Below are 26,264 nucleotides of genomic sequence, written 5' to 3' on the forward strand. Positions count from 1 at the left end.
TCATTCTGAAGGACATGCCATGTGCGGCATCGTAGGCGTTATCTCCCAATCCCCGGTCAACCAGCTGATCTATGACAGCCTGCTGCTGCTGCAGCATCGCGGTCAGGACGCGGCGGGCATCGCGACGGCGGACGGCAACAATTTCCACATGTACAAGGCGAACGGCATGGTGCGCGACGTGTTCCGCACGCGCAACATGCGCAGCCTTCCCGGTACCTACGGCATCGGCCAGGTGCGCTACCCGACGGCCGGCTCGGCGTCGAGCGAAGCCGAGGCGCAACCGTTCTACGTGAACGCGCCGTTCGGGATCATCCTCGCGCACAACGGCAACCTGACGAACTGGCAGCAGCTGAAGGACGAGATGTTCCGGATCGACCGCCGGCATCTCAACACCAATTCCGACAGCGAAGTGCTGCTCAACGTGTTCGCGCACGAGCTGCAACTGTCGACCACGGGCCTCGAGCTCGATCCGGCGTCGGTGTTCAAGGCCGTCGCGGGCGTGCATCGCCGCCTGCAGGGCTCGTACGCGATCGTGTCGCTGATCGCCGGCTACGGCCTGCTCGCGTTCCGCGATCCGTTCGGCATCCGCCCGCTGTGCATCGGCAAGCTCGAAACCGAACACGGCACCGAGTGGATGGTCGCGTCGGAATCGGTGGCCGTCGAAGGCATCGGTTTCGAATTCGTCCGCGACGTGCAGCCGGGCGAAGCGATCTTCATCGACCCGGCCGGCAACTTCCACAGCCAGCAGTGCGCGGAGCAGCCGACGCTGAACCCGTGCATGTTCGAATACGTGTACCTCGCGCGTCCGGATTCGTGCCTCGACGGCGTGCCGGTCTACAACGTGCGCCTGCGCATGGGCGACTATCTCGCCGAGAAGATCAAGCGCGAGCTGCCGAACGTGCCGATCGACGTCGTGATGCCGATTCCCGATTCGTCGCGCCCGGCTGCGATGCAGGTCGCCGCGAAGCTCGGCGTCGAGTATCGCGAAGGCTTCTTCAAGAACCGCTACGTCGGCCGTACCTTCATCATGCCGGGGCAGGCCGTGCGCAAGAAGTCGGTGCGCCAGAAGCTCAATGCGATGAGCATCGAGTTCAAGGACAAGCACGTGCTGATCGTCGACGATTCGATCGTGCGTGGCACGACCTCGCATGAAATCGTGCAGATGGCGCGCGATGCAGGCGCGAAGTCGGTGATCTTCGCGTCGGCTGCGCCGCCCGTGAAGTTCCCGAACGTGTACGGCATCGACATGCCGACGCGTGGCGAGCTCGTCGCGCATGGCCGCACCGATGAAGAAGTCGCGAAGATCATCGGCGCCGACCACCTGATCTACCAGGACGTCGACGACCTGCGCCGCGCGGTGCGCGACATCAACCCGAAGCTCGAAGGCTTCGAGGCGTCGTGCTTCGACGGCAATTACATCACCGGCGACGTGACGCCCGAGTATCTCGATGCGATCGAGCGCGCGCGTCTCACGCCGGCATCGCAGGCCGATCGCGATACGGCTGGCGACACCGAACGCTCGCAGATGAACCTGCAGCTGTCGGTCGAGTGACACCGGCACACGCTTCTGACGAGGCGTGATAGGATGTGGCCTTGCGTCGATTTGATATCAGCTTGCGGACGCGGGGCGACTTCCCAAAACAGCTAAAGCGAAGGCCGGTGGCAACCGGCCCGAGTCGATCGCTGTCGTACCGCACCGAAGCCCGCTGATGCCGACGCATAGCGGGCTTTTTGTTTTGGCCTGGTTTTGACTGGGTTCGCGCCATCCGCGCGGCCATCGAATACGGAAAACGGAACATGGACGACTCCCTCAACTTCGACACGCTTGCCGTGCGCGCGGGCACGCTGCGCAGCGACTTCAACGAGCACTCGGAAGCGCTGTTCCTTACGTCGAGCTTTTGCTTCCAGAGCGCGGCCGACGCGGCCGAGCGCTTCGCGAACTCGGAAGACTACTTCACCTATTCGCGCTTCACGAACCCGACCGTCACCATGTTCCAGGAGCGTCTCGCGGCGCTCGAGGGCGGCGAGGCATGCATCGCGACGGCGTCGGGGATGGCCGCGATCATGTCGGTCGTGATGGCCGCGCTGCAGGCCGGCGACCACCTCGTCAGCTCGCGCAGCCTGTTCGGCTCGACGCTCGGGATGTTCTCGCAGATCTTCAGCAAGTTCGGGATCACGACGACCTTCGTCGACCCGACCGACCTGAACGCATGGCAGGAAGCCGTGCGGCCGGAAACGAAGATGTTCTTCCTCGAGACGCCGTCGAATCCGCTGACCGAACTCGCCGACATCGAGGCGATCGGCAAGATCGCGAAGGCATCGAATGCGCTGTTCGTCGTCGACAACTGTTTCTGCAGCCCGGTGCTGCAGCAGCCGCTGAAGCTTGGCGCGGATGTCGTGATGCACTCGGCCACCAAGTTCCTCGACGGCCAGGGCCGCGTGCTCGGCGGCGCGCTGGTTGGCTCGAAGGAATTCATCATGGGCAAGGTGTTCCCGTTCGTGCGCAGCGCGGGCCCGACGCTGTCGGCGTTCAACGCGTGGGTGCTGCTGAAGGGGATGGAGACGCTGTCGCTGCGCGTCGAGAAGCAATCGGCGAACGCGCTGGAGATCGCGCGCTGGCTCGATTCGCATCCGGCCGTCGCGCGCGTGTTTCATCCGGGCCTCGAGTCGCACCCGCAGCACGAACTCGCGAAGCGTCAGCAGAAGGCGGGCGGGGCGATCCTGTCGTTCGAGCTGAAGGGCGACACGCCCGAACAGCAGCGTGCGAACGCGTGGCGCGTGATCGACAACACGAAGCTGATCTCGATCACCGGCAACCTCGGTGATACGCGCACGACGATCACCCATCCGGCGACGACCACGCACGGCCGCATCACGCCGGAAGCGCGTGCGGCAGCAGGGGTCAGCGAAGGGTTGATCCGCTTGTCGGTCGGCTTGGAGGATGCGGGCGACCTGCGCAAGGATCTCGCACGCGGCCTCGAAGGCTGAGCGCGGCACGTCACGCATGTCGTGACGTGATTTGACGTGATACATGGACAAAGGGCCGTTCGCTTGCGCGAACGGCCCTTTGTTTTGGTGTGGAGGCAAATCGCCCGGCTTACCCGGCGCGATGCTCGCCCGCGTGCGCGTCGTTGCGCATCGCCTCCACCATCCATCGCAGCGTTTCATCGAGCGGCGTGACGGGCAGCTCGCCCACCGCGCGCCGCAGCTTGTCGCGCGACCCGCTCAGGTGCTTCACCTCGTTGTGCCGCACGAAACGCGGATCGATCGTCACGTCGATCACGTAACCGGCGATGCGCGACAGCATCGCCAGCACTTCCTTCAGCGAATACGCGTGCTCCGAACAGACGTTGAACGTCTCGCCGGCCGGCGCGGCTTCGACCAGCTTCAGGTACGCGGCCGTCACGTCGCGCACGTCGGAGAAATCGCGGCTCACGTCGAGATTGCCGAGCGAGATCCGCGGTGCGTTGCGCGCGTAGTGCGCGACGAGCTTCGGCAGCAGGTACGCATCGCTCTGGCCGACGCCCGTGTAGTTGAACGGCCGCGCGATCACGATCGGCAGCCGGTCGGCCCACAGCTTCGCCGCGTATTCCATCGCGAGCTTGCTGACCGCGTAGTCGTTCGCCGGGGCGGGCGCGACGGTTTCGTCGAGCACGCCTGCCGTCGAATTGCCGTAGATGTTAGCGCTGCTGGCGAGCAGCACGGCCGACGGGCGGCGGTCGAGGCCCGCAAGCGCGGCGAGCAGGTTGCGCGTGCCGACGATATTGACCGCGTAGGTTGGCGACGGCTCGTCCTGCGCGACATGCGCGCGTGCGGCGAGATGCACGACCGCATCGGGCCGGGCGTCGGCGGCGGCCGCGCGCATGGCCTCGGCGTCGAGCAGATCGACCGGCAGCAGCGTGCAGTGCGCGAAGGCCGGATCGTCGGGCTGCGCCACGCCAGGCGCGACCGTGCCCCAGACGTCATAGCCGGCCGCCTGCAGGCGCTCGGCCATGTAGCGGCCCGTGAAGCCCGTCAGGCCCGTGACGAACGCACGGCGCGACGGGCGCCCGGCTTCAGAACGTGTCATGGTGTTGATTCCGCGTCAAATCCGCTTCGACCATCATCTGGCAAAGTTGTTCGAGCGTCGTCTTCGGTTCCCAGCCGAGTTTGCTTTTCGCCTTGTCGGCGCAGCCGATCAGCAGGTCGACCTCGGCAGGGCGGTAGAACTTCGGGTTCACTTCCACGAGCACGTTGCCGTTCGATGCGTCGAGGCCGCGCTCCTGCTCGCCCTTGCCGGTCCATTCGATCTGGTAGCCCGCGGCCGCGAACGCCATCCGCACGAAATCGCGCACGGTCTCGGTACGGTTGGTCGCGAGCACGTAGGTGTCGGGTTCGTTGGCCTGCAGCATGCGCCACATGCCTTCGACGTATTCGAGCGCGAAGCCCCAGTCGCGCTTCGCGTCGAGGTTGCCGAGCTCGAGGCGGGTCGCCTTGCCGAGCTTGATCTTCGCGATGGTGTCGGTGATCTTGCGCGTGACGAACTCGCGGCCGCGCAGCGGCGACTCGTGGTTGAACAGGATGCCGCTGCTGCCGAACAGGCCGTACGACTCGCGGTAGTTCACCGTCATCCAGTGCGCATACAGCTTCGCGACACCGTACGGGCTGCGCGGATAGAACGAGGTCGCTTCCGTCTGCGGAATCGACTGCACCTTGCCGAACATCTCGGAGGTCGAGGCCTGGTAGAAGCGCGTCTTCGGGCTTACGACACGGATCGCTTCGAGCAGGTTCAGCGGGCCGATGCCGGTCACTTCGGCGGTCGTCGCCGGCTGGTCGAACGACACGCCGACGAAGCTCTGCGCGGCCAGGTTGTACAGCTCGTCCGGCTGCACGCGCTCGAGCAGGCGCAGGCTCGAACCGGCGTCGGTCAGGTCGTGCTCGACGAGCGTGAGATTCGGGTGCGTGTCGACGCCGAGCTCGGCGATGCGCCAGAAATTCACCGAGCTGGTGCGGCGGTAGGTGCCGGTGACCTCGTAGCCCTTGTCGAGCAGCAGCTTGGTCAGGTAGGCGCCGTCCTGCCCCGAAATCCCGGTAATGATGGCCTTCTTGCGAGTTTGGCTCATGACTTTGTCCTGGTAGAAACGATGGATGATGAAATTCAGGCGGTCGTGCTGGCGGCGGCCGGCAGCGCGCGGCGCGCGGGGCCGCGCGTCAGGCGCCGTTCGAAGCCGTACCAGCTCGCGGTGGCGTACGCGAGCGTGATCGCGAGCGCCAGCGCGGCCGTGACGAAGCGGTTCAGGTGCAGCGGCCACAGCGCGTACAGCACGCTGAGGTGGATCAGGTACACGGTGTAGCTGACGGTGCCTACGTAGACGAGCATCGGATTCGTCAGCACGCGCTGCACGATGCCGCGGCCGCGCAGGGCGATCACGACGATCGACGTGCACAGCAGCAGCGAGATGCTGTAGAGCGCGGCATTCGACAGCGGCGTGTTCGCGGCGCGAAAGCGCGGGAACGACAGGTGCAGCCAGCCGAGGATCGCGAGCGACACGAGCGCGCCGACGATCGCGAGCGGGTAGAACGGCTCCAGCGCGCGCCGGTCGCGGCGCAGCACGATCGCGAGCAGCGCGCCCGCGGCGAGCAGGTCCATCCGGAACGGCGTCAGGTAGTAGATCGGCCAGAACGAGTCGAACCACGGCGTCGCGATCGCGCGCAGCACGGGCGCGGCGACGATCAGCGCGGCGGCGATCCACAGCAGCGCGCGCTCCGAACACCACAGCACGACGAACGGCCAGAAGATATAAAACTGCTCCTCGACCGCGAGCGACCACAGCACGTTCAGGCTGTCATGGCCGATGCTGCCGAGCGACAGCCCGATATTGGTCGAGAAGAACGCGAACCACGGCCAGTGCGGCAGCCAGCTCGCGCCGAACAGGAGCGTCGACACCACCAGCAGCAGCACGTACGGCGGCAGGATGCGACGCACCCGGCGTGCGTAGAAGTGGCTGAAGTACGACTGCCCGCGCGCCTTGCGATCGAGCAGGATGCCGGTGATCAGCAGGCCGCTCAGCACGAAGAACAGGTCGACACCCATCCAGAGCGGCGCCTTCAGCGCGTGCTGCAGGAACACGGCGCCCACCGCGATCGCGCGCAGCCCGTCGAGCTGCACGATGCGGCCGTGTTGCGGCGGGGTGAGGTCCGCGGGTCGCGAGATGCCCGTCATCGCGCCGCTCCTTCGCGACGCGCGGCGTGAGCCGGGGCGTGTCGCACATCCGATGCGTAAACATGAACGTAATGCATGCCATTAAATGAAATATCGAATCGAAATCGATTCTAGGGAAAAGAAATCGGCAAAAAAACGCGCGTCATTTATCTGATGGAAAAGATTCAAATGCCGATTATTCCGGTCGCGAAATGAAAGGTTGCGGCCAGGGCAGCCCCGGCAGGCGGCGCGAAGCGGCATTTTCTACAGGCTGGAAAGTGAAAAGCGGTCGTTATTGCCGTTTTCGAGTGTCTTTTCGTACCTGTTCCGGTTCGATATTTCAGTCGGAAACATCCCCAAATATTTCCAAATTTCTTGTGATTATTTTTGCTTGTAACCTGCATCGCGACGTTTGAAACCCATTTAGCGACAGGACGGTCGGGCGGCCATGCGCCGCGGTCCCGGTCGCTTTCGCATCGAGTCTGGAGAAGCGCATTGCGACGTCTGATTCTGGTAGGCATGACGGTAGGCGCGGCGCTGCTGGCGAGCGCCGCACCGGCCGAAACGGTGTTGCCCGCGACGACGTCGTGGATCGGCAACACGTTCGGCTATGGCGACGGCAGCTGGACGCAGATCGACATCCGCGCGATCGCGGTGACGCCTGACGGCAAGGTGTATACGAATGCGCCGTGGGACGAGAGCGGGGCCGAGGCGAGCGTCTACCAGGACGGGAAGATGCTCGGCTTCGCCGGTGGCACGCACGGCTGGGGCAACCTCGGCGGCAGCGCGATCGCCGTGAACAGCAAATACGTGTACGTCGCGATCGGGGTCGGCAACGAGCGCGGCCACCTGCAGTCGCCCGGCATCTGGCCGGACAAGGGCAAGCAGTGGTTCGGCATTTCGCGCCGCACGATCGGCGACATGAAGCAGCCCGCGCCATTCCGCGCGGCGCCGCAGGTGGCAGCCGGCGGACGTGCCGATGCCGGCCGCGCGCGGATGGCCGCGAGCTTCATGATGATGAACGAGGTGGCGGCTCCTGCGCGCTCGGAAGTGGGCGAGCAGAAGGCGGAAGTCGGCGGCCTCGCGGCCGACGACAAGACGCTGTTCGCGACGAATCCGTCGCGTGACGCGGTGGACGTGTACGACGCGGAGACGATGCAGCAGAAGGGCACGTGGAGCGCGCACGAGCCGGGCCGCATCGCGCTTGCGGGCGACGGCACGCTGTGGCTGCTCACGGACACGATCAACGGTCCCGCGCATCTGGTGCACGTGCGCGCGGACGGCCGCACGCTCGACGACGCGCCCGCGCTGCCGGAAGGCACCGACGCGGTGGACGTGGCCGTCGACGCGAAAGGGCGCGTGCTGATCGCGGACAACGGGCCGCGCCAGCAGATCCTGATCTTCTCGAAAGGCGGCAAGGGTTATGCGCAGTCGGGCACGCTCGGCGAGCGCGGCGGCATCTTCGCGGGCCCGGTGCCGGGCCGGCCGGGGCCGCAGCGTTTCAACGGGCTGACGGGTGTCGGCGTCGACCGTGCGGGCAATATTTATGTGTCGATGAACGGCATCGGGCCGCGTCACGGCACTATCGGCGCAGGGCTCGGCGCGGTGCTCGACAGCTACACGCCGGACGGCAAGCCACGCTGGCAGGTGCAGGGGCTGCTGTTCGTCGATGGTGCATGGCTCGACCCGGCGCGGCCGAACAGCGTGTACACGGGCAACAAGCGCTTCGAGCTCGACCTGTCGAAGCCGCCGGGCCAGGACTGGAAATACGTCGGCTTCCTGTCGAACCGCTTCAAGTATCCGGACGACCCGGTGTTCCATACGGACCAGTGGCCCGGCATGCCGATCGCGCGTCGCCTCGACGGCCGCACGTTCCTGTACCTGACCGACATGTACGCCGATCACCTGAAGATCTACCGCTTCGACGCGAAGCGCGACGGCGAAGTCGCGATTCCGTCCGGCCTGATCGCGGGCCGTGCGCGGCCGGTCGACAACGTGCCGAACAAGCCGCCGGGCGGCGACTGGCTGTGGCGCGATGCGAACGGCAACGGCCGGCTGGATGCCGACGAGTTCACGATCAACACGACCGGCAAGGCAAAGGCGGGCGGCTGGGGCTGGTGGGTCGACACGAAGGGCGACATCTGGCGCACCAGCGACGTGCGCGGGATCCACCGCTTCCAGTACGGCGGCGTCGACAAGGCCGGCAACCCGATCTACTCGTACGACAAGGTCACGACCTACCCGATGCCGCAGCCGTTCACGCAACTGCGCCGCTCGATCTACGACGCGCAGACGGACACGCTGTACGTGACCGGCTACACGGCCGACGCACCGCCGGCGCCGGGCGTCAACAAGGAAGTGGGCCGCGTGCTGATCCGCTTCGACAAATGGTCGACGGGCTCGCCGGTCGTGCGCTACCAGGTCGCGCTGCCGTGGCAGCTCGACGCGAAGCCGATCTTCGACCTGATCGGGCTCACGGCCGAGGGCCGCTACCTGTTCGGGGTGGAGCCGGTCGGCAAGATCCACGTGTACGACAAGGAAACCGGCAAGGAAGTGGGCGTGATGAGCCCGGGCGCCGAAGTCGGCAAGGCATCCGGCTGGGTCGACGTGCCCTTCGGCATCAGCGCATTCCGGCGCGAGAACGGCGAATACCTCGTGTTCGTCGAGGAAGACGCGCGCGGCAAGGTGCTGATGTATCGCTGGAAACCGTGACGAGCGACGTCACACAAGGCAGAAGCATGGACAAAGGCATACTCAAGAACGTTTCGATCAACTTCATCGGGCTGATCCTGCCGACCTTCGTGTCGCTGGTGACGGTGCCCGCCTATATCCACGCGCTCGGCGTCGAACGCTACGGCGTCGTCAGCCTCGTGTGGACGCTGATCGGCTATTTCGGGATCCTCGATCTCGGGATGAGCATGGCCGCGCAGAACCATATCTCGAAGGCACTCGCGAGCGGCAACGCCGACGAAAGCGCGCGCGTGTTCTGGAGCGCGTTCTGGCTGAACCTCGGCACCGGCATCGTGGGCGGGCTGCTGATCTATTTCGGCGCGTTCATCTACACCGCGTACTTCACGAAGGTGTCGGCGGCGATGCAGCACGAGGTGTATCTCGCGCTGCCGTGGCTCGCGCTCGCGATTCCGCTGGCGAACGTGTCGTGGGTGTTCGCCGGCGCGATCAACGGCGCCGAACGCTTCGGCGTGTTCAACACGAACCAGACGATCGGCACGTTCCTGTTCCAGCTGCTGCCGCTCGCCGCCGCGTGGTGGATCGCGCCGAACCTGCAGACGGTGCTCGCCGCGGCGGTCGTCGCGCGCCTGGTCGCGGCGGTGATGCTCGGCCACGCCAGCATCAAGGTGCTCGGGATCCGGCGCATCGATCCGCCGCAGTGGGGCACCGCGAAAGGGCTGTTCAACTTCGGCGGCTGGATGCTGATCGCGAGCACGACGAGCATGATCGCCGACACGCTCGACCGCGTGATGCTCGGCGCCGGCATGGGCGCGAAGTTCGTCACTTACTACACGGTGCCGCAGAACCTCGTCACGCGCCTGAACATGCTGCCGAATGCGCTCGTGCGCACGTTGTTCCCGCGCCTGTCAGCCGTCGGTCGAGACCACGCGGACACGCTCGCGCGCCAGTCGCTCGAATTCCTGAACGGCGTGTTCACGCCGGTCGGCATCGTCGCGATCTTCGCGCTCGCGCCGTTCCTCACGCTGTGGGTCGGCTCGGATCTCGCCGCGCATTCGGCGCCGGTCGGCCGCGTGCTGGTGATCAGCGTGTGGCTCGTCGGCCAGGCGAGCGTCACGCGGATCCTGATCCAGTCGCAGGTCAACCCGGCCCGCGCGGCGTTCGCCGGGCTCGTCGAGATGCCGTTCTTCGTCGGCGGCCTGTGGTATGGCATCCATCACTTCGGGCTGATCGGCGCGGCGGTGGTTGTCGCGACGCGCGCGCTCGTCGACTACGGCGTGCTGCTGTACCTGTCGGCGATCCGGATGCGCGCGATCGTGCTCGACATGCTCGCGCACCTCGCGTTCCTGCTGGCGAGCCTGTTTCTGGCGCAGGCGTGGCCGGGGCTCGGTGAGTCGATCGGGATGTGCGCGGTCGTGGTGCTGCTGAACGTTGCGTGGTCGCTCACGATGACGCCGGGGCTGCGCGCGCTCGTGCGCGACCTGTTTGTCCGTCTCAATGCGAGGAAAACCGTATGAATCGCGATCTGGCGGAACACGCCGTATTGAATCTCGCCACCGCCGATGCGGCCGTGGCCGAAGCGGGCGACGCCGCCGCGCTGCGCCGGTCAGGGCCGGCCGAACGTGCCAGCGCGCGCCATGCGTCGCGCACGCTGCGCGTGGCGATCGTCCACGACTGGCTCGTCACCTATGCGGGCGCCGAGCGCGTGCTCGAACAGATCGTCGCGTGCTTTCCCGACGCGGACCTGTTCAGCCTCGTCGATTTCCTCGACGATCGCGGGTTCGTGCGCGGCAAGCCGGTGACGACGTCGTTCATCCAGAAGCTGCCGTTCGCGCGCACCAAGTACCGCAGCTACCTGCCGCTGATGCCGCTCGCGATCGAGCAGCTCGACGTATCGGAGTACGACCTGGTGATCTCGAGCAGCCACGCGGTCGCGAAGGGCGTGCTGACGGGGCCGGACCAGGTGCACATCAGCTACGTGCATTCGCCGATCCGCTATGCGTGGGATCTGCAGCACCAATACCTGGAACAGTCGAACCTCACGCACGGGCCGAAATCGCTGCTCGCGCGGATGATCCTGCATTACATCCGCAACTGGGACACGCGCACCGCGAACGCGGTGGACGGTTTCGTCGCGAACTCCGCGTTCATCGCGCGGCGCATCAAGAAGGTCTACCACCGCGATGCGGCGGTGATCTTCCCGCCGGTCGACGTCGACGCGTTTTCGCTGAACGCGGAAAAGGAGGACTTCTACCTGACCGCGTCGCGGATGGTGCCGTACAAGAAGATCGACCTGATCGTCGACGCGTTCTCGCGCACGCCCGAGCGCAAGCTCGTCGTGATCGGCGATGGCCCCGAGATGCAGAAGATCCGCGCGAAGGCCGGCCCGAACGTCGAGATCATGGGCTACCAGCCGTTCGCGGTGCTGCACGACCGGATGCGGCGCGCGAAAGCGTTCGTGTTCGCGGCCGAGGAGGATTTCGGGATCTCGGTGGTCGAGGCGCAGGCGTGCGGTACGCCGGTGATCGCGTACGGCAAGGGCGGCGCGCTCGAAACCGTGCTCGACCCGCAATCGAACCTGAACCCGACCGGGCTCTTTTTCGACGAACAGACGCCGCACGCGATCGTCGCGGCCGTCGACGATTTCGAGCGTGCGCCGCAGCGCTTCACGCCGAATGCCTGCCGTACGAATGCGGAGCGGTTTTCCGCCGATAAATTCCGCCGGCGCTTTCTTGATTATGTGGAAGCCGCGCTGCCCGGCTCGACCGCGCAGCGGGGCACGGCCATCGCGCCGATGCCGGCCGCGCGCGGCCCGGCGACGCTGGTGCTCGACCAGAGCGGCGTGCTCGGCGGTGCGGAGCTGTCGTTGCTCGAGATCATGAAGCACATGCGCGCGAACGCGGACGTGCTGCTGTTCGACGACGGCCCGTTCCGCGCGGCGCTCGACGAGATCGGCGCGCGCGTCGACGTGGTCGACCAGGGCGCGCTCGCGGGTGTGCGCAAGCAGGGCGGCGTATCGGTCGGCGCGGTGAAACAGCTCGTGCGGCTGGTGCGCGACGTCGCGCGCCGTGCACGCCGCGCCGAGGTGATCTACGCGAACACGCAGCGCGCGATGGTGGTCGCCGCACTGGCCGGGCGGCTCGCGCGCAAGCCGGTGGTGTGGCACCTGCGCGACATCGTCAGCACCGACCATTTCGGCAGCAAGCAGTTGCTGGCGATCAAGTACTGCGCACGGCTTGGCGTCACGCGCGTGATCGCGAACTCCGACGCTTCCGCGCAGGCGTTTCGCACGCTGACGGGCTTCACGCCGCAGCATGTCGACGTCGTGTTCAACGGCATTTCTGCCGAACCGTTCGATGCGCTGGAAGGCGTCAGCCAGGCTGCGCTGCGCGCGCGGCTGGGGTTGCCCGAGCACGCGTGGCTGGTCGGCTCGTTTAGCCGCCTCGCGCACTGGAAGGGGCAGCACGTGCTGCTGGAGGCCGCCGCGCGGCATCCCGACATGCACGTGGTGCTGGTCGGCGCGCCGCTGTTCGGCGAGGACGAATACGCCGCGCAGTTGCGCGAATATGTCGCGCGGCACGGGATGGACGCTCGCGTGCATTTCCTCGGGTTCCAGCGCGACGTGGCCGCCTGCATGACGGCGGTCGACGTCGTCGCGCACACGTCGATCACGCCGGAGCCGTTCGGGCGCGTGATCGTCGAGGGGATGCTCGCGCGCCGGCCGGTCGTCGCGGCCCGTGCGGGCGGCGTCGTCGAGATCATCGAGGACGGCGACAACGGGCTGCTCTGCGCGCCGGGCGATGCGACCGCGCTGGCCGATGCGCTGGATACGCTGAAGCGCGACGGCGCGCTGCGCGAACGGCTCGTCGCGAGCGGGCGCGCGACGGCGGTGCGCCGATTCGGCACCGAAACCTACGTGGAGCGGGTCGAGAAGATCCTCGCGGATACGGCGAAGGCCGCGAAGGCGAAGAAGCGGTAGCCGGCGCGAGCCGGCGGGAAACGGGCCCTCATGCGGCGGTGCGCTGCGTGGGGGCTTTGTCTTTCCGCGCGGGGGGGGGCTTTGTTGGGTGGGTGGTGGGCAGGTTGTTGCGTGCGGTGTAGGGCGCGTGCTTGACCGGTCGTCGGTTGGAAGGGGGCGGTTGGTGATGACAGAGGGTGACGTCAGAAGGTAATTCCAGAGGGCGACGCCAGAAGCTGATGCCAGAAGGTGACGCCAGAAGGTGATGCCAAAGGGTGATGCCAGAAGGTGTAGCCGGCAGGATTTGACTCGACTGACAACGTCCGATGATTTCTCGTTCTGTCTCGCGGCTCACTTTTTCCTTGCAAGCTGCTTTTGAACGTTGAAGATGGCCCGTCGGACCTCAAGACGGGATGCGTCAAGGAACGAAACGGACGGCAATGCCTCGGACACTGTTCGTCGGGTCGAGTATCGGCTGATACACAGAAGGTGACTCCAGAAGGTGACTCCAGAAGGCCGCGCCCAGGCAGTCCCGGTGGTGGAAAGTCGGTCGAGGACGGCTCATGCGGGCCGTAGCGCGGCCCGACACCCGAAGGCTACCCATCGCACGCCAACCCGACGTGCCAGCGCGCTCAGGCCATGAAAAAGCCCCCGCGCAGCGGGACGCCGCACGGGGGCTCGGGAAAGCGGACCTTTCGGGTCAGACGGCCCGTTCGGGTGCCGGCGTGACGACGTGGGCGGGGCGGGCCGGCTTGAAGCTGGCCGACCACGTCATCGCGGGCCGTTCGAACATCCGGTAGAACACATACGCGACCGGGATCGCGGCGGCCATGAACGCGAACGACGGCCAGATCGACAGCTGCAGCTCGGATTGGAACAGCACCGAGCCGAGGCAGACGAACAGCGGCAGGTGGATCAGGTACAGCGAGTAGCTGAAGTCACCGAACCAGCTCAGCACGCGCAGCGGCGGCGTCGGGCGCGGCGGGCGGGCGAGCGCGCGGTACAGGAAGCATGCGAAGCCGGCCGACCAAAGCTGGAACGCGCCGTACTGGCCGAAATGGAACGCGCCGCAACCGGCAGCCAGCAGCACGGCGGCCGCGCCGTACCACGCGCGCGACGGCACGGTGGCCGCGCCACCGCCACGTGCCTGCTGCGCACGCACGTCGGCGATCCACGCACCGATCGTCCAGGACAGCCAGTACGACGTGAAGAACTGCAGGTCGTGCCGTTCGAGCAGCCACGCCGACGCGACGTTGACGAGCGCGACCGCGGCCACGACCGCCGGCATGCCGATGCGCCGGCGGATCGCGAACAGCAGCGGATAGATCGCGTAGAACTGTACTTCGAGCGACAGCGTCCACAGCGCGCCGTTCGACCCGTACGTGTAGCCGGCGACGCCCTGCAGCGAGAACAGGTTCACGAGGAACGCGACGAGGCCGACGTCGCGGATCTTGTGGCTGACGGGCTCGATCTGCAGGCTGACCGAGTCGAGCGCGAGCGTAAACAGCAGCGCGGCGAGCAGCACCGGGTAGATGCGTGCGAACCGGCGCACCCAGAAGTTCGGCGCGTCGAGCCGGTACGCGGGATTGGCCGAGAGCTTGAGCGCCGCGTTGCGGTGGATGCAGTAGCCGCTGATCACGAAGAAGATCGGCACGCCGGCGGAGCCCCACGCGAACGGGAAGGTCAGGTAACCGGCGATCGCGCTCGGGGTGAGTGCATGACCGTAAGCGTGATGGAAGCTCTGCATGCCGACCCAGACGACCTGGCGGCAGTGGAAATAGGCGACGAGCAGCGCCGCGAAGCCGCGCATCGCGTCGATCACGTGTTCCTTGTGATCGGCGACGGGCGGCGCGGTCAGAGACGATCCGCTGAAAGCTTGCATGCGATTCGATTCCTTGCGACGGATGGACGGGAAGTTTCATCCAATCGTAATGCGCAAGAATTCGATCAATGAATAAAAAAATCTCGCCGGGAAATATCGGAATTCCACATCATGGTTTTATCGCGTTCAGAAAGCGGTTTCGCGAGGCGGGTCAATTATTTGCCGATTTTTTTCTGATAGTTTGAAGCTCCAGTTGATTGATGCAAGGAGCGGCAAGATGGACATGCATTGGATCGCGAGCGCTGCAGTACTGCTGGTCATGGCCGTGCTGTCGGCGTACCGCGAGGCGCTGAAGAACGAACCGATTCGCCCGGGTCTCGAACGGGGCGGCGTGCCCTATATCGAGGAATTCGAATCGTAAGAATTTGTATCTGGAAAATCGGTAATTTGTTTCTGCTTCGGCACTCGGTTCGGCAATATCGACCGGGTTGAAGGGATTATATTTTTTCCGGAATCATTGGGCAATCAGTCCATATCGAAAATGAGCGGAGTCGAATTGGCAGTACCGTCGATTCTCGATATGCCGTTCGGAACACAATCGCGCCGGGTCGCTGGTCGACGCGGCGCAGTCAACGCAATCAGGATGCGAACATGTTGAAAGTCACCAAGGCCGTGTTCCCCGTTGCCGGTCTCGGCACGCGGTTCCTCCCGGCAACGAAGGCGAGCCCGAAGGAAATGTTGCCCGTCGTCGACAAGCCGCTGATTCAGTACGCGGTCGAGGAAGCGATCAACGCCGGTATCACCGAGATGATCTTCGTCACCGGGCGCAGCAAGCGCGCGATCGAGGATCATTTCGACAAGTCCTACGAGATCGAGGCCGAGCTCGAGGCGCGCGGCAAGGATAAGCTGCTCGAGCTCGTGCGCGGCATCAAGCCGAGCAACGTCAACTGCTTCTACGTGCGCCAGCCGGAAGCGCTCGGCCTCGGCCATGCGGTGCTGTGCGCAGAGAAGCTGGTGCATGGCGAGCCGTTCGCGGTGATCCTCGCCGACGACCTGCTGCACGGCGAACAGCCGGTGCTGAAGCAGCTCGTCGACGTGTTCGACCACTATCACAGCTCGGTGATCGGGGTCGAGACGATCGCGCGCGAGGACAGCCGTTCCTACGGCGTCGTCGAAGGCCGCGAATGGGAAGAGGACGTCATCAAGCTGTCGGGCATCATCGAGAAGCCCGCACCGGAAGATGCGCCGTCGAATCTCGGCGTGGTCGGCCGCTACGTGTTCATGCCGACGATCTTCGATCACCTGCGCAAGCTCAAGCCGGGCGCCGGCGGCGAGCTGCAGCTGACCGATGCGGTCCAGTCGCTGCTCGCGAACGAGCAGGTGCTCGCGTATCGCTACTTCGGCACGCGCTTCGACTGCGGCAGCAAGATCGGCTATCTCAAGGCCACCGTCGAGCTCGCGCTCCAGCATCCGGAAGTGAGCCGCGAATTCGAGGCCTACCTGCGTACCTGCTTGCCCGCGCTGGCTGCTGTCGCCTAAGCAGCCGCGCGCTCCGTTGTTTCAGGTGGTGGTTGTTCCGTTGGCCCCGGCCGCTCGCGCGCCGGGGCTTTTTTGCGTGTACGTGTGCCGGATGCGTGATCGAGGTGCGTGCCGTCGGCGGGTTTGCGGTGGCGGGTTCGCTTCGAGCGCTGTGCCGCGTGTGGAGTGGGGCGCTCTGACAAGAACGCGCGTCAAGCCTGAAACCGGTGCCGCGGCAGGCGACCGGGACACCGGATCGGCGGTTCTTCAATTGCGCGATGCACATCGACGTTCGTGACCGCACCGGTTCTGCCGGCGCTGGAAGCTGACGCGAAGCGACGCGTCGCTCGTCGCGCGTCAGCGTCCGGACGTGGCCGGTATCGCGGTTTTCCCGTTCGATCGTTGCCGCGTCGGTGTGGCGTTCAACGCGCCGACGTGCCCGGCCGTGCGACGAAATACCGGGCCAGCATCGCGGCGACCGGCTTCTTGAAGTCGAGCAGCCGCTTTTCAAGATAGCGCCAGGACAGATGCGCGAGCAGCACGGCGAGCGCGAATTGCAGCATCTCGGATAGCGCTTCGCGGACGATTTCCGGTATGGCGACGTGCGCGACGTGCGCGGGCAGTACACCGAAGCGTGCCGGAATCAGGTTGTGGAACAGGTAGAAGCCGTAGCTGATCGTGCCGAGATAGACGAGCGGCGCCCAGTCGAGCAGCGCCACGAAGGGATGCTCGGGTTCGCTGACGATCCACAGCAGCAGCGCGCCGAGCGATGCGGACAGGCCGAGATCCGCGAGCCCCGCGATCGCGTCGGGCAACGCCGTGCACGCGGGCAGCACGAGGAAGAATACGACGCCTGCCGCGCCGAGCCAGCCGGGTGGCATTCGCCGCACGGCAGCCGCGCCGCGATCGGCGAGCGCCATCGCGCCGACACCGCCGAGCGCGATCAGCGCGAAATTCCACGGGGAAAACGCATAGATCAGCACCGGCGACGCATCGGACAGGTAGAGCGCGAGATGCGCGACCGCGCACACCGCGACGGCCGCGATGCCGAGCGCGACGTGTCGCGCGGCGGGCACCGCGAGCAGTGCGAGCGGTGCGATCAGATAGAACTGCTGTTCAACCGCGAGGCTCCAGAAGTGCGACGTGGAGCCGGGCCAGCCGTCCTTGACGACGCCGATCCAGTAATTCGACAGGAACACCGCGTGCCACGCGAGCCCGAGGTTGACGCCGCGCTGGTAGAACAGCGCGTGCGCGATCGCGAGCGCGGCGAGCAGCAGGTAATACACGGGAAAGATCCGCAGCGCGCGCTTCGCGAGGAACAGCGCGAGCGCATGGCGGCGCGTCATGGTGCCGCACTCAACCGCCTGACGGTTGCGATGCAGCTCGCCGACGATCAGGAATCCACTGATGAGGAAAAACGTCCACACGCCAAGCTTGCCGACGTCGACGGCAAGGACATGGCCCTTGTGGGACAGGAAAACGAGGATGACGGCGAGGGCTCGCAGGCCGTCGAGTCCTTTGACGTATCTGGCTTCGCGCATGGCGGCATCCGGGCATTGAGCGAGCCCAGTATAGGTGCGCAAATATCGAACGTAATTCGCATTCGGGTGCCTACGTGAAGGCGTTTTTTGATGCTTAAGCGCCGATGAAATCGGTCGCATGCAAAAAAACCTGCGGGAAACCCCGCGAAAACGCATAAAAGTACTGCACGAAGCGTCAAGGCGCTTGTAGAATCCGGCGTTGAAGCGCGCGCGTTGCACGCTTCGTGTATCCAACGACCACACCTGGTAGGAGAAACATGGCGACTTCCGCAAAAAAGGTGGCCAAGAAGGCTGCCGCACCGGTCACCAAGAAAGTGGCTGCTAAAAAGGCTGCGCCCGCGAAGAAAGTAGTGGCCAAGAAGGTTGTCGCGAAGGCGGCACCGGCTGCTCCGACGCCGCTGAAGGACAAGTTCACGAAGGCATCGCTCGCAACGCACATCGCTGAGCGCGCAGCTGTCGAAGTGAAGGCTGTCAAGGCAGTGCTCGTCGCACTCGAGAACGTCGTGCTGGGCTCGGTCCACAAGAAGGGCGCGGGCGAGTTCACGCTGCCGGGTCTGCTGAAGATCACGGCACAAGTCGTGCCGGCGAAGAAGAAGCGCTTCGGCAAGGATCCGTTCACGGGCGAAGAGCGTTGGTTCCCGGCAAAGCCGGCCAGCGTGCGCGTGAAGGCACGTGCGCTGAAGAAGCTGAAGGACGCGGCAGCGTAATGCCGCGCAACGGCGCCGAATGCATGTCGGCAGCCGTTGCGATGTCCGACGATCCCCGTACGCGAAAGCGTGCGGGGATTTTTATTGCGCTGCGCCAATCGCGCGGCAGCGACCGTGAAGTCGCGCAAGGGCGGCATGCCCGGTTCGACGCGTGACGCACGCGGGATGGCATGCCGCGCACGCGCGATGACGAACGGTGTCCTCGACCGTGCTCGCGGTCGATCCGTCGCGACCCGTCGCGCTCGCTGCACCTGTTGCGCGACCATCGCGAGACACACGCATCGTGACTGAATCCATTCCCGACGAAATCGCGGCGCAGGTCGCCGCCGCGTGCGACACGATCGAGCGGCATCTCGGCGCGACGCTGAAGGCGATCCACCTGTTCGGATCGGCGCTCGATGGCGGACTGAAGCCGCGCAGCGACATCGACCTGCTGGTGACGGTGTCGGCCCGGCCCGACGACTCGACACGGCGCGCGCTGATGCGCGACCTGCTCGCGGTATCGTCGCCGCCCGGTCGCGCCGGTGGCTTGCGCGCACTGGAAGTGACGGTCGTCGCGCACGATGAAGTCGTGCCGTGGCGTCATCCGGCGCGGCGCGAACTGCAGTTCGGCGAGTGGCTGCGTCGCGACCTCGAAGCCGGCATCGTCGAGCCGGCGCTCGTCGATCACGATCTGGCGATCCTGTTGACGAAGGTGCAACAGCACAGTGTCGTGCTGGCCGGCCCGCCGGCCGCCGCGCTGCTCGAGCCGGTGCCCGCGCACGATTTTGTCGCCGCGCTGCTGGCGACCGTTGCTCAATGGAATACCGAACCGAACTGGCGCGGTGACGAGTGCAACGTGGGTGCTCGCGCTCACGCGCATCTGGTACAGCGCCGCGACCGGCAGGATCGCGCCCAAGGACGTCGCTGCGGCATGGGTGCTGGCGCGCCTGCCGGACACGTACCGGCCGGTTGTAGCGGCTGCGCGCGCCGCCTATCTCGGCGGCGAGGAAGACGCGGCGATCCTGTCGGGCGAACCCCTCGCCGCATTCATCGGTCATGCGCGGCGGACCGTCGAATCGATGCTGTCGACGTCGCGACAGATGCCGCGAACGTGATCGCGTTGCGGACGACACCGATGAGGGTCACGGGCCCTTGCACGGCAGCCGCACACACACACACACGCGCTCACGCAGCCGCAGCCGCACACGCATGCCGTCGAGCCGGACGCCGGTCGGTGACCCGGTGCGTCATCGCGCAGGCGCTGTCGCCGCGCGGCGTGCTTCGTCAGCCCGCCGTACCGGCATAGGCGGCCTTCAGCGCGGCGTCGTCGAGCTTGATCATCTGCATCATCGCGGCGGCCACGCGCGCGGCCCTGACCGTGTCCCGGTCGGACATCATCGGGATCAGCGCTTCCGGAACGATCTGCCACGAGACGCCATAGCGGTCTCTCAGCCAGCCGCAGGCGTCGGCCGTGCCGCCGTTGTCGAGCAGGGCGCTCCAGTAGCGGTCGAGTTCCGCCTGGTCGGCACAGCTGACCAGCAGCGAGATCGTGTGGTTGAACGTCTCGGTGCGCGGGTGGCTCATCGCGAAGAACGGCTGCCCGAACAGCTCGAATTCGACCATCCGCGTGCCGTCGGTGCCGGGCACCGCCGTGACGCGCACGACGCGCGAATCCGGAAAGATGCCCGCATAGAAGCCGGCGGCTTCTTCGGCTTCCGCCGCGTACCAGAGGAAGGGCGTGATCTTCTGAATCGTCATGGCGAATCTCCTGTCTGTATGGGCCGGGGCGCACATCGCGTGCCGACCTCGATACGACGGATGAAGGCCGTCGAAATCGACACGCCGGGGCGAACGGCCGTCGCGCCGGGTCGGTGGCACCGACAGTGCGGATGGTAGTCGTCCGGCGCGCACACAGCGAGGGAACCCGGCCTCGGAAAAGCGCGTTTCCGGCGCATGGCAGCCGTCAGGCGCCGCTGCCGGCCGATGGACGTGCATCGGTTCGGCAATCGACCGTCGGCCGCTGCAGGCCGTGTGGGCCCGCTGGCGACGGACGAAAAAAAAGCCAGCCACGGCCGAAACCGATGACTGGCTTTCCAGTTCGGCGGCAAGGCGTCGGAGACGCCATGCACGCCGGGTACGTCGTTTTTAGAACTTGTGGCGCAGGCCGAGTGCGACCAGCTCTTGCGAGCTCTTGCCGGCGATACCGTACGAGCCGATCGACGCTTGCGCATCGCTGCCGTCCGCGTTCTTGCCGCTTGCGTGCTGGTACGCGCCAACCAGGTAGACGTCCGTGCGCTTCGACAGCGAGTAGTCCGCGCCCAGCGAAACCTGATGGTACTTGGCGTTGTTGTCGCCGCTACCCTTCGTGTAGATGTAGCCGAGGCCCAGCAGCAGCGGTGCCGATGCCTGGTACGTCACGAATCCGCGACCGGTGTTGTACTTCTGGTTCGTGCCGAACGCCGAGCTGCCATCCGACTTGTACTGTGCGTTGCTGTAGCCGGCGCCGACCGTCACCGGGCCGAATGCGTACTGGCCGGCCACTTGTGCGATGCCGATCGACGACGACGACGTGAATGCGTTGTTGATGAACGTCGTGCCCGGATCGCCGTCGAAGATTGCGTCGGACGAGCCGGTCCAGCCGGAACGCGTGCCGGCGGTGATCGGAGCCGAGTTGTTGGCGTGGAAGTAGCCAGCAGCCAGGCCGAGCGGGCCGTTGTTGTAGGCTGCTGCTGCCGACCACGTCTGGCCGCTGCCGGTTGCGCCGGCAACACCGCCGAATGCGTACATGGCTTCGACTTGCAGGCCTGCCCAGACCGGCGACGTGTACTTCACTGCGTTGCTGACGCGCAGGCTGTTGTCGTTGTTGTCGACGTCGCCCGGCGTGGCGAACACGCTGCCGAAGTAGTTGTCAGCCGTGACTGCCTGAACCAGGTCGACGAGCGGGTCATATTGACGACCCAGCGTGACCGTACCGTACTGGTTGCTTTGCAGGCCGACGAATGCCTGGCGACCGAACATGCGACCACCCTGGCCCAGTGCGCCCGATGCCGAGTTGAAGCCGTTTTCCAACTGGAAGATCGCCTTCAGGCCGCCACCGAGGTCCTCGGAACCCTTCAGGCCGAAACGGCTGCCTTGCAGGTTGCCGCTACCCATCGACCACGAATTGTTGCCTTGACCTGCGTTACCGTGAACATAGGTGATCGACGTGTCGATCACGCCGTACAGCGTCACGCTCGACTGTGCCTGAGCAGCGCCGGCGGCGCCCAGCAGGGCGAGCGAGAGGGTCGAGAGAGCAAGTTTCTTCATCGTTGAGTTTCTCCACGCAAGTGATTCATCGTTATTTGTTGCGGATTGGAGAATAGCTCAGTGCCATAGACGCAAGAAAGCTTAAAAAATAAAGTGTCTCGAAAAGGTAACAGCGTGAAAAAGTCCATATATATCAAGCACATCAACAACTGTTCCTATTTTTGAAATAGTTGACAATTGCTGCGGCGCGATTGTTTCAACAGGTGATGCACACGGCAGCATCTCGCCGATTTCGGCGTATTGGCGCACAAAAACAAAGGCTGGCAAACGTTTGCGATTGCGGCGGCGATTGCGCGGTCATGTAAAGAACGCATCAACGCCACGCGGATGCGTGGCGGGCAGCGTGGTTGCAACGAGGCGGACAGGTGTGCGGGGTCGTGCGGCGGTGCGGCGAAAGGGGCGAGTCAGTCGTCGCGCAGGCGATCGGTGGGGCGATCGGCTTGCGCAGAAGCGGCCGGTGCGGTGGTGCCGGCGAGCCGATGCGCGTTGCCGCGCGCCGCCGCGAATTCCGCGCCGAGCAGCAGCACGATCGCGGAGAAATACAGCCACATCAGCAGGACCGCGAACGATCCGGCCGCGCCGAATGCGCTGGCGGTGCCCGCATGCGCGAGGTACAGCGCGAACAGCTTCTTGCCGCCGGAAAACAGGATCGCGGACACGATGCCGCCGATCGCGGCGTCGCGCCATGCGACGCGCGCATCGGGCAGGAACTTCATCAACGACGCGAACGCGGCCGCGAGCACCGCAATGCCGACGAAGAACTGCACGAGGTTCGTGACGATCACATACGGCGAATTGCCGAGCAGCCAGGTGCCGACGAACGTGATCGCGGTGTCGAGCACGAGCGATACGATCAGCAGGAACGCGACGCCGAGCACGAGCCCGAACGAGATCAGCCGCACGCGCACGAGCCCGAGCATGCTCGACCAGCGGCTTTCGGTGGCCGGCCAGATCACGCTGAGCGCGGCGCTGAGCGACGCGAAGGTGGCCGACGCGCCGATCGCGAGCGCGGCGAACGAGATCAAGGTTGCGAGGCCGCCACGCTCGCCCGCGCGGTGCGCGTTCTGCACGATCGTCTGGATGCTGGCCGCCGCGTCGTTGCCGATCAACTGGTGCGCCTGTTCGAACACCTGGCCGCGCGCGGCATCGTCGCCGTAGAACCAGCCGGCCACCGCGATCACCATCACGAGCATCGGCGCGAGCGAGAACGCGGAGAAAAATGCGATGCCCGCGGCCATCGCGGAGCAGCGGTCGGACGAGAAGCGCTTGAACGCGGTGAGGGCCCAGTTGGCCTGTTGTTGCGCGAGACGGGTGGCTTCGGAGGTGATCTGTCGTTTCATGACGGTTCGGTTGCGCGCGGAACGCGGATCATCGTGGGTAATCAGACAATTCAGTATTGATCCGAGGATTCGAACATAGTTGCGCGAACTGTCTATAATTCCTTTCAGTTTCCCCACCCCCACAATACCGCCGAGACCGCCATGCTACAAATGTCCCGGCGCCAGTTCCTGAAGGTGACGGCTACGTCGCTTGCCGGATCGAGTCTAGCCCTGATGGGCTTCTCTCCATCCGAAGCGCTCGCCGAAGTCCGACAGTACAAGCTGGCGCGCACAGTCGAAACGCGCAACACCTGTCCTTACTGTTCAGTGGGTTGCGGCATCCTGATGTACAGCCTCGGAGACGGCGCGAAGAATGCGCAGCCGAGCATCATCCACATCGAGGGCGATCCGGATCACCCCGTCAATCGCGGCACGCTGTGCCCGAAGGGCGCGAGCCTGATCGACTTCATCCACAGCCCGAGCCGCCTGACGCACCCCGAGTATCGTGCGCCCGGCTCGGACAAGTGGGAACCGATCTCGTGGAATGACGCGCTCGACCGCATCGCGAAGCTGATGAAGGCCGACCGCGACGCGAACTTCGTCGAGACGGCGGAAGACGGTGCGAAGGTCAATCGTTGGCTGACCACCGGCATGCTGGCCGCGTCGGCGGGCAGCAACGAGGTCGGCTACCTGACGCACAAGACCATCCGCAGTCTCGGGATGCTCGCATTCGACAATCAGGCGCGTGTCTGACATGGCCCGACGGTGGCAGGTCTTGCCCCGACGTTTGGCCGTGGAGCGATGACGAACCATTGGGTCGACATCAAGAACGCGGACGTGATTCTCGTGATGGGCGGCAATGCAGCCGAGGCCCATCCGTGCGGTTTCAAGTGGGTGACGGAGGCGAAGGCGCACCGCAAGGCGCGGCTGATCGTCGTCGACCCGCGCTTTACGCGTACGGCCTCGGTGGCCGACTACTACGCGCCGATCCGTACCGGCACCGACATCGTCTTCCTGGGCGGCGTCATCAACTATCTGCTGACGAACGACAAGATCCAGCATGAGTACGTGAAGAACTACACGGACTTCTCGTTCATCGTGCGCGAGGATTTCGCGTTCAACGACGGCATCTATTCCGGCTACGACGCGGAGAAGCACGCGTACCCGGACAAATCGAGCTGGGACTACGAGCGCGGCGACGACGGCTTCGTGAAGGTCGACCCGACGCTGCAGCATCCGCGTTGCGTGTACAACCTGCTGAAGCAGCACTACGCGCGCTATACGCCGGACATGGTCCAGCAGACCTGCGGCACGCCGAAGGAGAAATTCCTGAAGGTGTGCGAGATGCTCTCGACCACCGCCGTTCCCGGCCGCGCCGGCACGATCCTGTACGCGCTCGGCTGGACCCACCACTCGATCGGCGCGCAGATGATTCGCACCGGCGCGATGGTGCAGCTGCTGCTCGGCAACATCGGCATCGCCGGCGGCGGGATGAACGCGCTGCGCGGCCACTCGAACATCCAGGGGTTGACCGACCTCGGGCTGATGTCGAACCTGCTGCCGGGCTACATGACGCTGCCGATGCAGTCCGAGCAGGATTTCGACGGCTACATCAAGAAGCGCGTGCAGCTGCCGCTGCGGCCGAACCAGTTGAGCTACTGGAAGAACTACAAGGCCTTCCACGTCAGCTTCATGAAGTCCTGGTGGGGCGACGCGGCGACCGCCGAGAACAACTGGGGCTACGACTACCTGCCGAAGCTGGACAAGCAGTACGACCTGCTGCAGGTGATCGAGCTGATGAATGCCGGCAAGATGAACGGCTACATCTGCCAGGGCTTCAACCCGCTTGCGGCGTCGCCGTCGAAGGTGAAGACGGCAGCCGGCCTCGCGAAGCTGAAGTGGCTCGTGATCATGGATCCGCTCGCGACCGAGACGTCCGAGTTCTGGAAGCATCATGGCGACTACAACGACGTCGATTCATCGAAGATCCAGACCGAGGTGTTCCGTCTGCCGACCACGTGCTTTGCGGAGGAAAACGGTTCGCTCGTGAGTTCGAGCCGCGTGCTGCAATGGCACTGGAAGGGCGCGGAGCCGCCGGGTGAGGCGCGTAGCGACCTCGAGATCATGTCGGGGCTGTTCCTGCGCATGCGCAAGATGTACCAGACCGACGGCGGCAAGTATCCGGATCCGATCGTCAACCTGACCTGGCCGTATGCGAACCCGGAAAGCCCGACACCCGAAGAGCTTGCAATGGAGTTCAACGGGAAGGCGCTCGCCGATCTGCCCGACCCGAAGGATCCGTCCAAGGCGCTCGTGAAGAAGGGCGAGCAGCTGGCCGCGTTTGCGCAGTTGAAGGACGACGGCACGACCGCGAGCGGCTGCTGGATCTTCTGCGGTGCATGGACGCAGGCCGGCAACCAGATGGGGCGGCGCGACAACGCCGACCCGACCGGCATCGGCCAGACGCTGAACTGGGCGTGGGCGTGGCCGGCGAACCGGCGGATCCTGTACAACCGCGCTTCGTGCGACGTCGCCGGCAAGCCGTTCGACCCGACCCGCATGCTGATCGGCTGGAACGGCAGCGCGTGGAAGGGGGCCGACATTCCCGACTTCAAGGCGGACGAATCGCCGGAAAACGGGATGGGGCCGTTCATCATGAATCCGGAAGGTGTCGCGCGCTTCTTCGCCCGCGCGGGGATGAACGAAGGTCCGTTCCCCGAGCACTACGAGCCGTTCGAGACGCCGCTCGACGCGAACCCGCTGCACCCGAACAACCCGCAGGCGCTGAACAACCCGGCTGCCCGCGTGTTCCCGGACGACCGCGCGTCGTTCGGCAAGGTGGCGGACTTCCCGCACGTGGCGACCACGTACCGGCTGACCGAGCACTTCCACTACTGGACCAAGCATGCGCGGCTGAACTCGATCATCCAGCCCGAGCAATTCGTCGAGATCGGCGAAGACCTCGCGAAGGAAGTCGGCGTCGCGCATGGCGAGCGCGTGAAGGTGTCGTCCAAGCGCGGCTACATCATCGCGGTCGCCCTCGTCACGAAGCGGATCAAGCCGCTGACGGTCGACGGCAAGAAGGTCCAGACGGTCGGCGTCCCGTTGCACTGGGGCTTCAAGGGTCTGACGAAGCCCGGCTATCTCGCCAATACCCTGACTCCGTCCGTGGGCGACGGCAACTCCTATACACCGGAATTCAAGTCGTTCCTGGTGAAGGTCGAAAAGGCGTAAGGGGGAAG

Annotated in this window: 17 protein-coding genes and 1 pseudogene; 10 read left to right on the top strand and 8 right to left on the bottom strand. The window is 65.4% G+C overall.

Going from position 1 to position 26,264, the window contains the following annotated elements; genetic code table 11:
• The first annotated feature begins 19 nt into the window (after positions 1–19).
• Both purF and LGN19_RS00450 read left to right on the top strand, forming a co-directional pair.
• Positions 20–1,552, top strand: coding sequence for an amidophosphoribosyltransferase (gene purF / locus LGN19_RS00445; protein WP_122949236.1), 1,533 nt, complete (start codon positions 20–22; stop codon positions 1,550–1,552).
• 245 nt (positions 1,553–1,797) lie between these two features.
• Positions 1,798–2,988: an O-succinylhomoserine sulfhydrylase gene (locus LGN19_RS00450; protein WP_226212808.1), complete on the top strand. Its 1,191-nt coding sequence runs from the start codon at positions 1,798–1,800 to the stop codon at positions 2,986–2,988.
• A 109-nt stretch (positions 2,989–3,097) separates the two neighbouring features.
• On the opposite strand, the gene LGN19_RS00455 is transcribed toward LGN19_RS00450, so the two are convergent.
• The 3 genes from LGN19_RS00455 to LGN19_RS00465 are packed head-to-tail and all read right to left on the bottom strand — an operon-like array spanning position 3,098 to position 6,202.
• Complete coding sequence (locus LGN19_RS00455; RefSeq protein ID WP_226212809.1) at positions 3,098–4,069, bottom strand: NAD-dependent epimerase/dehydratase family protein; 972 nt, start codon at positions 4,067–4,069, stop codon at positions 3,098–3,100.
• The gene (gmd, locus tag LGN19_RS00460) at positions 4,056–5,102 is read right to left on the bottom strand and encodes a GDP-mannose 4,6-dehydratase (RefSeq protein WP_122949239.1); all 1,047 of its coding nucleotides are present in this window, start codon (positions 5,100–5,102) and stop codon (positions 4,056–4,058) included. The genes LGN19_RS00455 and gmd overlap by 14 nt, the downstream gene beginning before the upstream one ends.
• A gap of 35 nt (positions 5,103–5,137) precedes the next feature.
• A complete protein-coding gene (locus tag LGN19_RS00465; RefSeq protein ID WP_122949240.1) occupies positions 5,138–6,202 on the bottom strand; it encodes an acyltransferase family protein in 1,065 nt (354 codons plus the stop codon).
• Between the two features lie 498 nt (positions 6,203–6,700).
• Here LGN19_RS00465 and LGN19_RS00470 point away from each other — a divergent pair, with 498 nt between their 5' ends.
• Genes LGN19_RS00470 through LGN19_RS00480 form a run of 3 tightly spaced genes read left to right on the top strand, consistent with a single transcriptional unit; the run spans position 6,701 to position 12,848 of the window.
• Positions 6,701–8,893, top strand: coding sequence for a hypothetical protein (locus tag LGN19_RS00470; RefSeq protein ID WP_226213503.1), 2,193 nt, complete (start codon positions 6,701–6,703; stop codon positions 8,891–8,893).
• A gap of 26 nt (positions 8,894–8,919) precedes the next feature.
• A complete protein-coding gene (locus LGN19_RS00475; protein WP_122949743.1) occupies positions 8,920–10,386 on the top strand; it encodes a flippase in 1,467 nt (488 codons plus the stop codon).
• Positions 10,383–12,848, top strand: a complete 2,466-nt coding sequence (locus LGN19_RS00480; RefSeq protein WP_226212810.1) for a glycosyltransferase family 4 protein — start codon at positions 10,383–10,385, stop codon at positions 12,846–12,848. Before LGN19_RS00475 ends, LGN19_RS00480 begins: the two co-directional genes overlap by 4 nt.
• 679 nt (positions 12,849–13,527) lie before the next feature.
• On the opposite strand, the gene LGN19_RS00485 is transcribed toward LGN19_RS00480, so the two are convergent.
• Entirely contained in the window at positions 13,528–14,709 is a 1,182-nt protein-coding gene (locus LGN19_RS00485; protein WP_174958427.1) for an acyltransferase family protein, read from the bottom strand.
• A gap of 217 nt (positions 14,710–14,926) precedes the next feature.
• Here LGN19_RS00485 and LGN19_RS00490 point away from each other — a divergent pair, with 217 nt between their 5' ends.
• Positions 14,927–15,070 (top strand): hypothetical protein, encoded by a 144-nt coding sequence (locus LGN19_RS00490; RefSeq protein WP_006479318.1) that lies wholly within the window; start codon positions 14,927–14,929, stop codon positions 15,068–15,070.
• 230 nt (positions 15,071–15,300) lie between these two features.
• Positions 15,301–16,188: a UTP--glucose-1-phosphate uridylyltransferase GalU gene (galU, locus tag LGN19_RS00495; protein WP_122949244.1), complete on the top strand. Its 888-nt coding sequence runs from the start codon at positions 15,301–15,303 to the stop codon at positions 16,186–16,188.
• A 401-nt stretch (positions 16,189–16,589) separates the two neighbouring features.
• On the opposite strand, the gene LGN19_RS00500 is transcribed toward galU, so the two are convergent.
• Positions 16,590–17,708 (bottom strand): acyltransferase family protein, encoded by a 1,119-nt coding sequence (locus LGN19_RS00500; protein WP_226212811.1) that lies wholly within the window; start codon positions 17,706–17,708, stop codon positions 16,590–16,592.
• Between the two features lie 257 nt (positions 17,709–17,965).
• Here LGN19_RS00500 and LGN19_RS00505 point away from each other — a divergent pair, with 257 nt between their 5' ends.
• Positions 17,966–18,415, top strand: coding sequence for an HU family DNA-binding protein (locus LGN19_RS00505; protein WP_122949246.1), 450 nt, complete (start codon positions 17,966–17,968; stop codon positions 18,413–18,415).
• A 283-nt stretch (positions 18,416–18,698) separates the two neighbouring features.
• A pseudogene (locus LGN19_RS00510) lies at positions 18,699–19,512 on the top strand (AadA family aminoglycoside 3''-O-nucleotidyltransferase).
• 169 nt (positions 19,513–19,681) lie between these two features.
• Here the strand turns inward: LGN19_RS00510 and LGN19_RS00515 are convergent.
• The 3 genes from LGN19_RS00515 to LGN19_RS00525 all read right to left on the bottom strand — a co-directional run bounded on the left by LGN19_RS00515 (position 19,682) and on the right by LGN19_RS00525 (position 23,043).
• A complete protein-coding gene (locus LGN19_RS00515; protein ID WP_226212812.1) occupies positions 19,682–20,155 on the bottom strand; it encodes a VOC family protein in 474 nt (157 codons plus the stop codon).
• Positions 20,156–20,542: 387 nt separating this feature from the next.
• Positions 20,543–21,703, bottom strand: coding sequence for a porin (locus LGN19_RS00520; RefSeq protein WP_122949248.1), 1,161 nt, complete (start codon positions 21,701–21,703; stop codon positions 20,543–20,545).
• A 404-nt stretch (positions 21,704–22,107) separates the two neighbouring features.
• A complete protein-coding gene (locus tag LGN19_RS00525) occupies positions 22,108–23,043 on the bottom strand; it encodes a YihY/virulence factor BrkB family protein (RefSeq protein WP_226212813.1) in 936 nt (311 codons plus the stop codon).
• Positions 23,044–23,184: 141 nt separating this feature from the next.
• Here LGN19_RS00525 and fdnG point away from each other — a divergent pair, with 141 nt between their 5' ends.
• Positions 23,185–26,256 (top strand): formate dehydrogenase-N subunit alpha, encoded by a 3,072-nt coding sequence (fdnG, locus tag LGN19_RS00530; RefSeq protein ID WP_226212814.1) that lies wholly within the window; start codon positions 23,185–23,187, stop codon positions 26,254–26,256.
• The last annotated feature ends 8 nt before the right edge of the window (positions 26,257–26,264 follow it).

Origin of the sequence: Burkholderia sp. AU30198 (genome assembly GCF_020419825.1) — a bacterium.
In the GTDB taxonomy this organism is placed as follows: Bacteria; Pseudomonadota; Gammaproteobacteria; order Burkholderiales; family Burkholderiaceae; genus Burkholderia.

What these genes read in the sequence shown, in the direction of transcription:
- LGN19_RS00470 (WP_226213503.1), top strand. Translation starts at nt 6,701, where the DNA reads ATGACGGTAGGCGCGGCGCTGCTGGCGAGCGCCGCACCGGCCGAAACG.
- LGN19_RS00465 (WP_122949240.1), bottom strand. Translation starts at nt 6,202, where the DNA reads ATGACGGGCATCTCGCGACCCGCGGACCTCACCCCGCCGCAACACGGC.
- LGN19_RS00525 (WP_226212813.1), bottom strand. Translation starts at nt 23,043, where the DNA reads ATGAAACGACAGATCACCTCCGAAGCCACCCGTCTCGCGCAACAACAG.
- LGN19_RS00490 (WP_006479318.1), top strand. Translation starts at nt 14,927, where the DNA reads ATGGACATGCATTGGATCGCGAGCGCTGCAGTACTGCTGGTCATGGCC.
- LGN19_RS00505 (WP_122949246.1), top strand. Translation starts at nt 17,966, where the DNA reads ATGGCGACTTCCGCAAAAAAGGTGGCCAAGAAGGCTGCCGCACCGGTC.
- LGN19_RS00480 (WP_226212810.1), top strand. Translation starts at nt 10,383, where the DNA reads ATGAATCGCGATCTGGCGGAACACGCCGTATTGAATCTCGCCACCGCC.
- LGN19_RS00455 (WP_226212809.1), bottom strand. Translation starts at nt 4,069, where the DNA reads ATGACACGTTCTGAAGCCGGGCGCCCGTCGCGCCGTGCGTTCGTCACG.
- LGN19_RS00515 (WP_226212812.1), bottom strand. Translation starts at nt 20,155, where the DNA reads ATGACGATTCAGAAGATCACGCCCTTCCTCTGGTACGCGGCGGAAGCC.
- purF (WP_122949236.1), top strand. Translation starts at nt 20, where the DNA reads ATGTGCGGCATCGTAGGCGTTATCTCCCAATCCCCGGTCAACCAGCTG.
- gmd (WP_122949239.1), bottom strand. Translation starts at nt 5,102, where the DNA reads ATGAGCCAAACTCGCAAGAAGGCCATCATTACCGGGATTTCGGGGCAG.
- LGN19_RS00485 (WP_174958427.1), bottom strand. Translation starts at nt 14,709, where the DNA reads ATGCAAGCTTTCAGCGGATCGTCTCTGACCGCGCCGCCCGTCGCCGAT.
- LGN19_RS00475 (WP_122949743.1), top strand. Translation starts at nt 8,920, where the DNA reads ATGGACAAAGGCATACTCAAGAACGTTTCGATCAACTTCATCGGGCTG.
- LGN19_RS00450 (WP_226212808.1), top strand. Translation starts at nt 1,798, where the DNA reads ATGGACGACTCCCTCAACTTCGACACGCTTGCCGTGCGCGCGGGCACG.
- galU (WP_122949244.1), top strand. Translation starts at nt 15,301, where the DNA reads ATGTTGAAAGTCACCAAGGCCGTGTTCCCCGTTGCCGGTCTCGGCACG.
- LGN19_RS00500 (WP_226212811.1), bottom strand. Translation starts at nt 17,708, where the DNA reads ATGCGCGAAGCCAGATACGTCAAAGGACTCGACGGCCTGCGAGCCCTC.
- LGN19_RS00520 (WP_122949248.1), bottom strand. Translation starts at nt 21,703, where the DNA reads ATGAAGAAACTTGCTCTCTCGACCCTCTCGCTCGCCCTGCTGGGCGCC.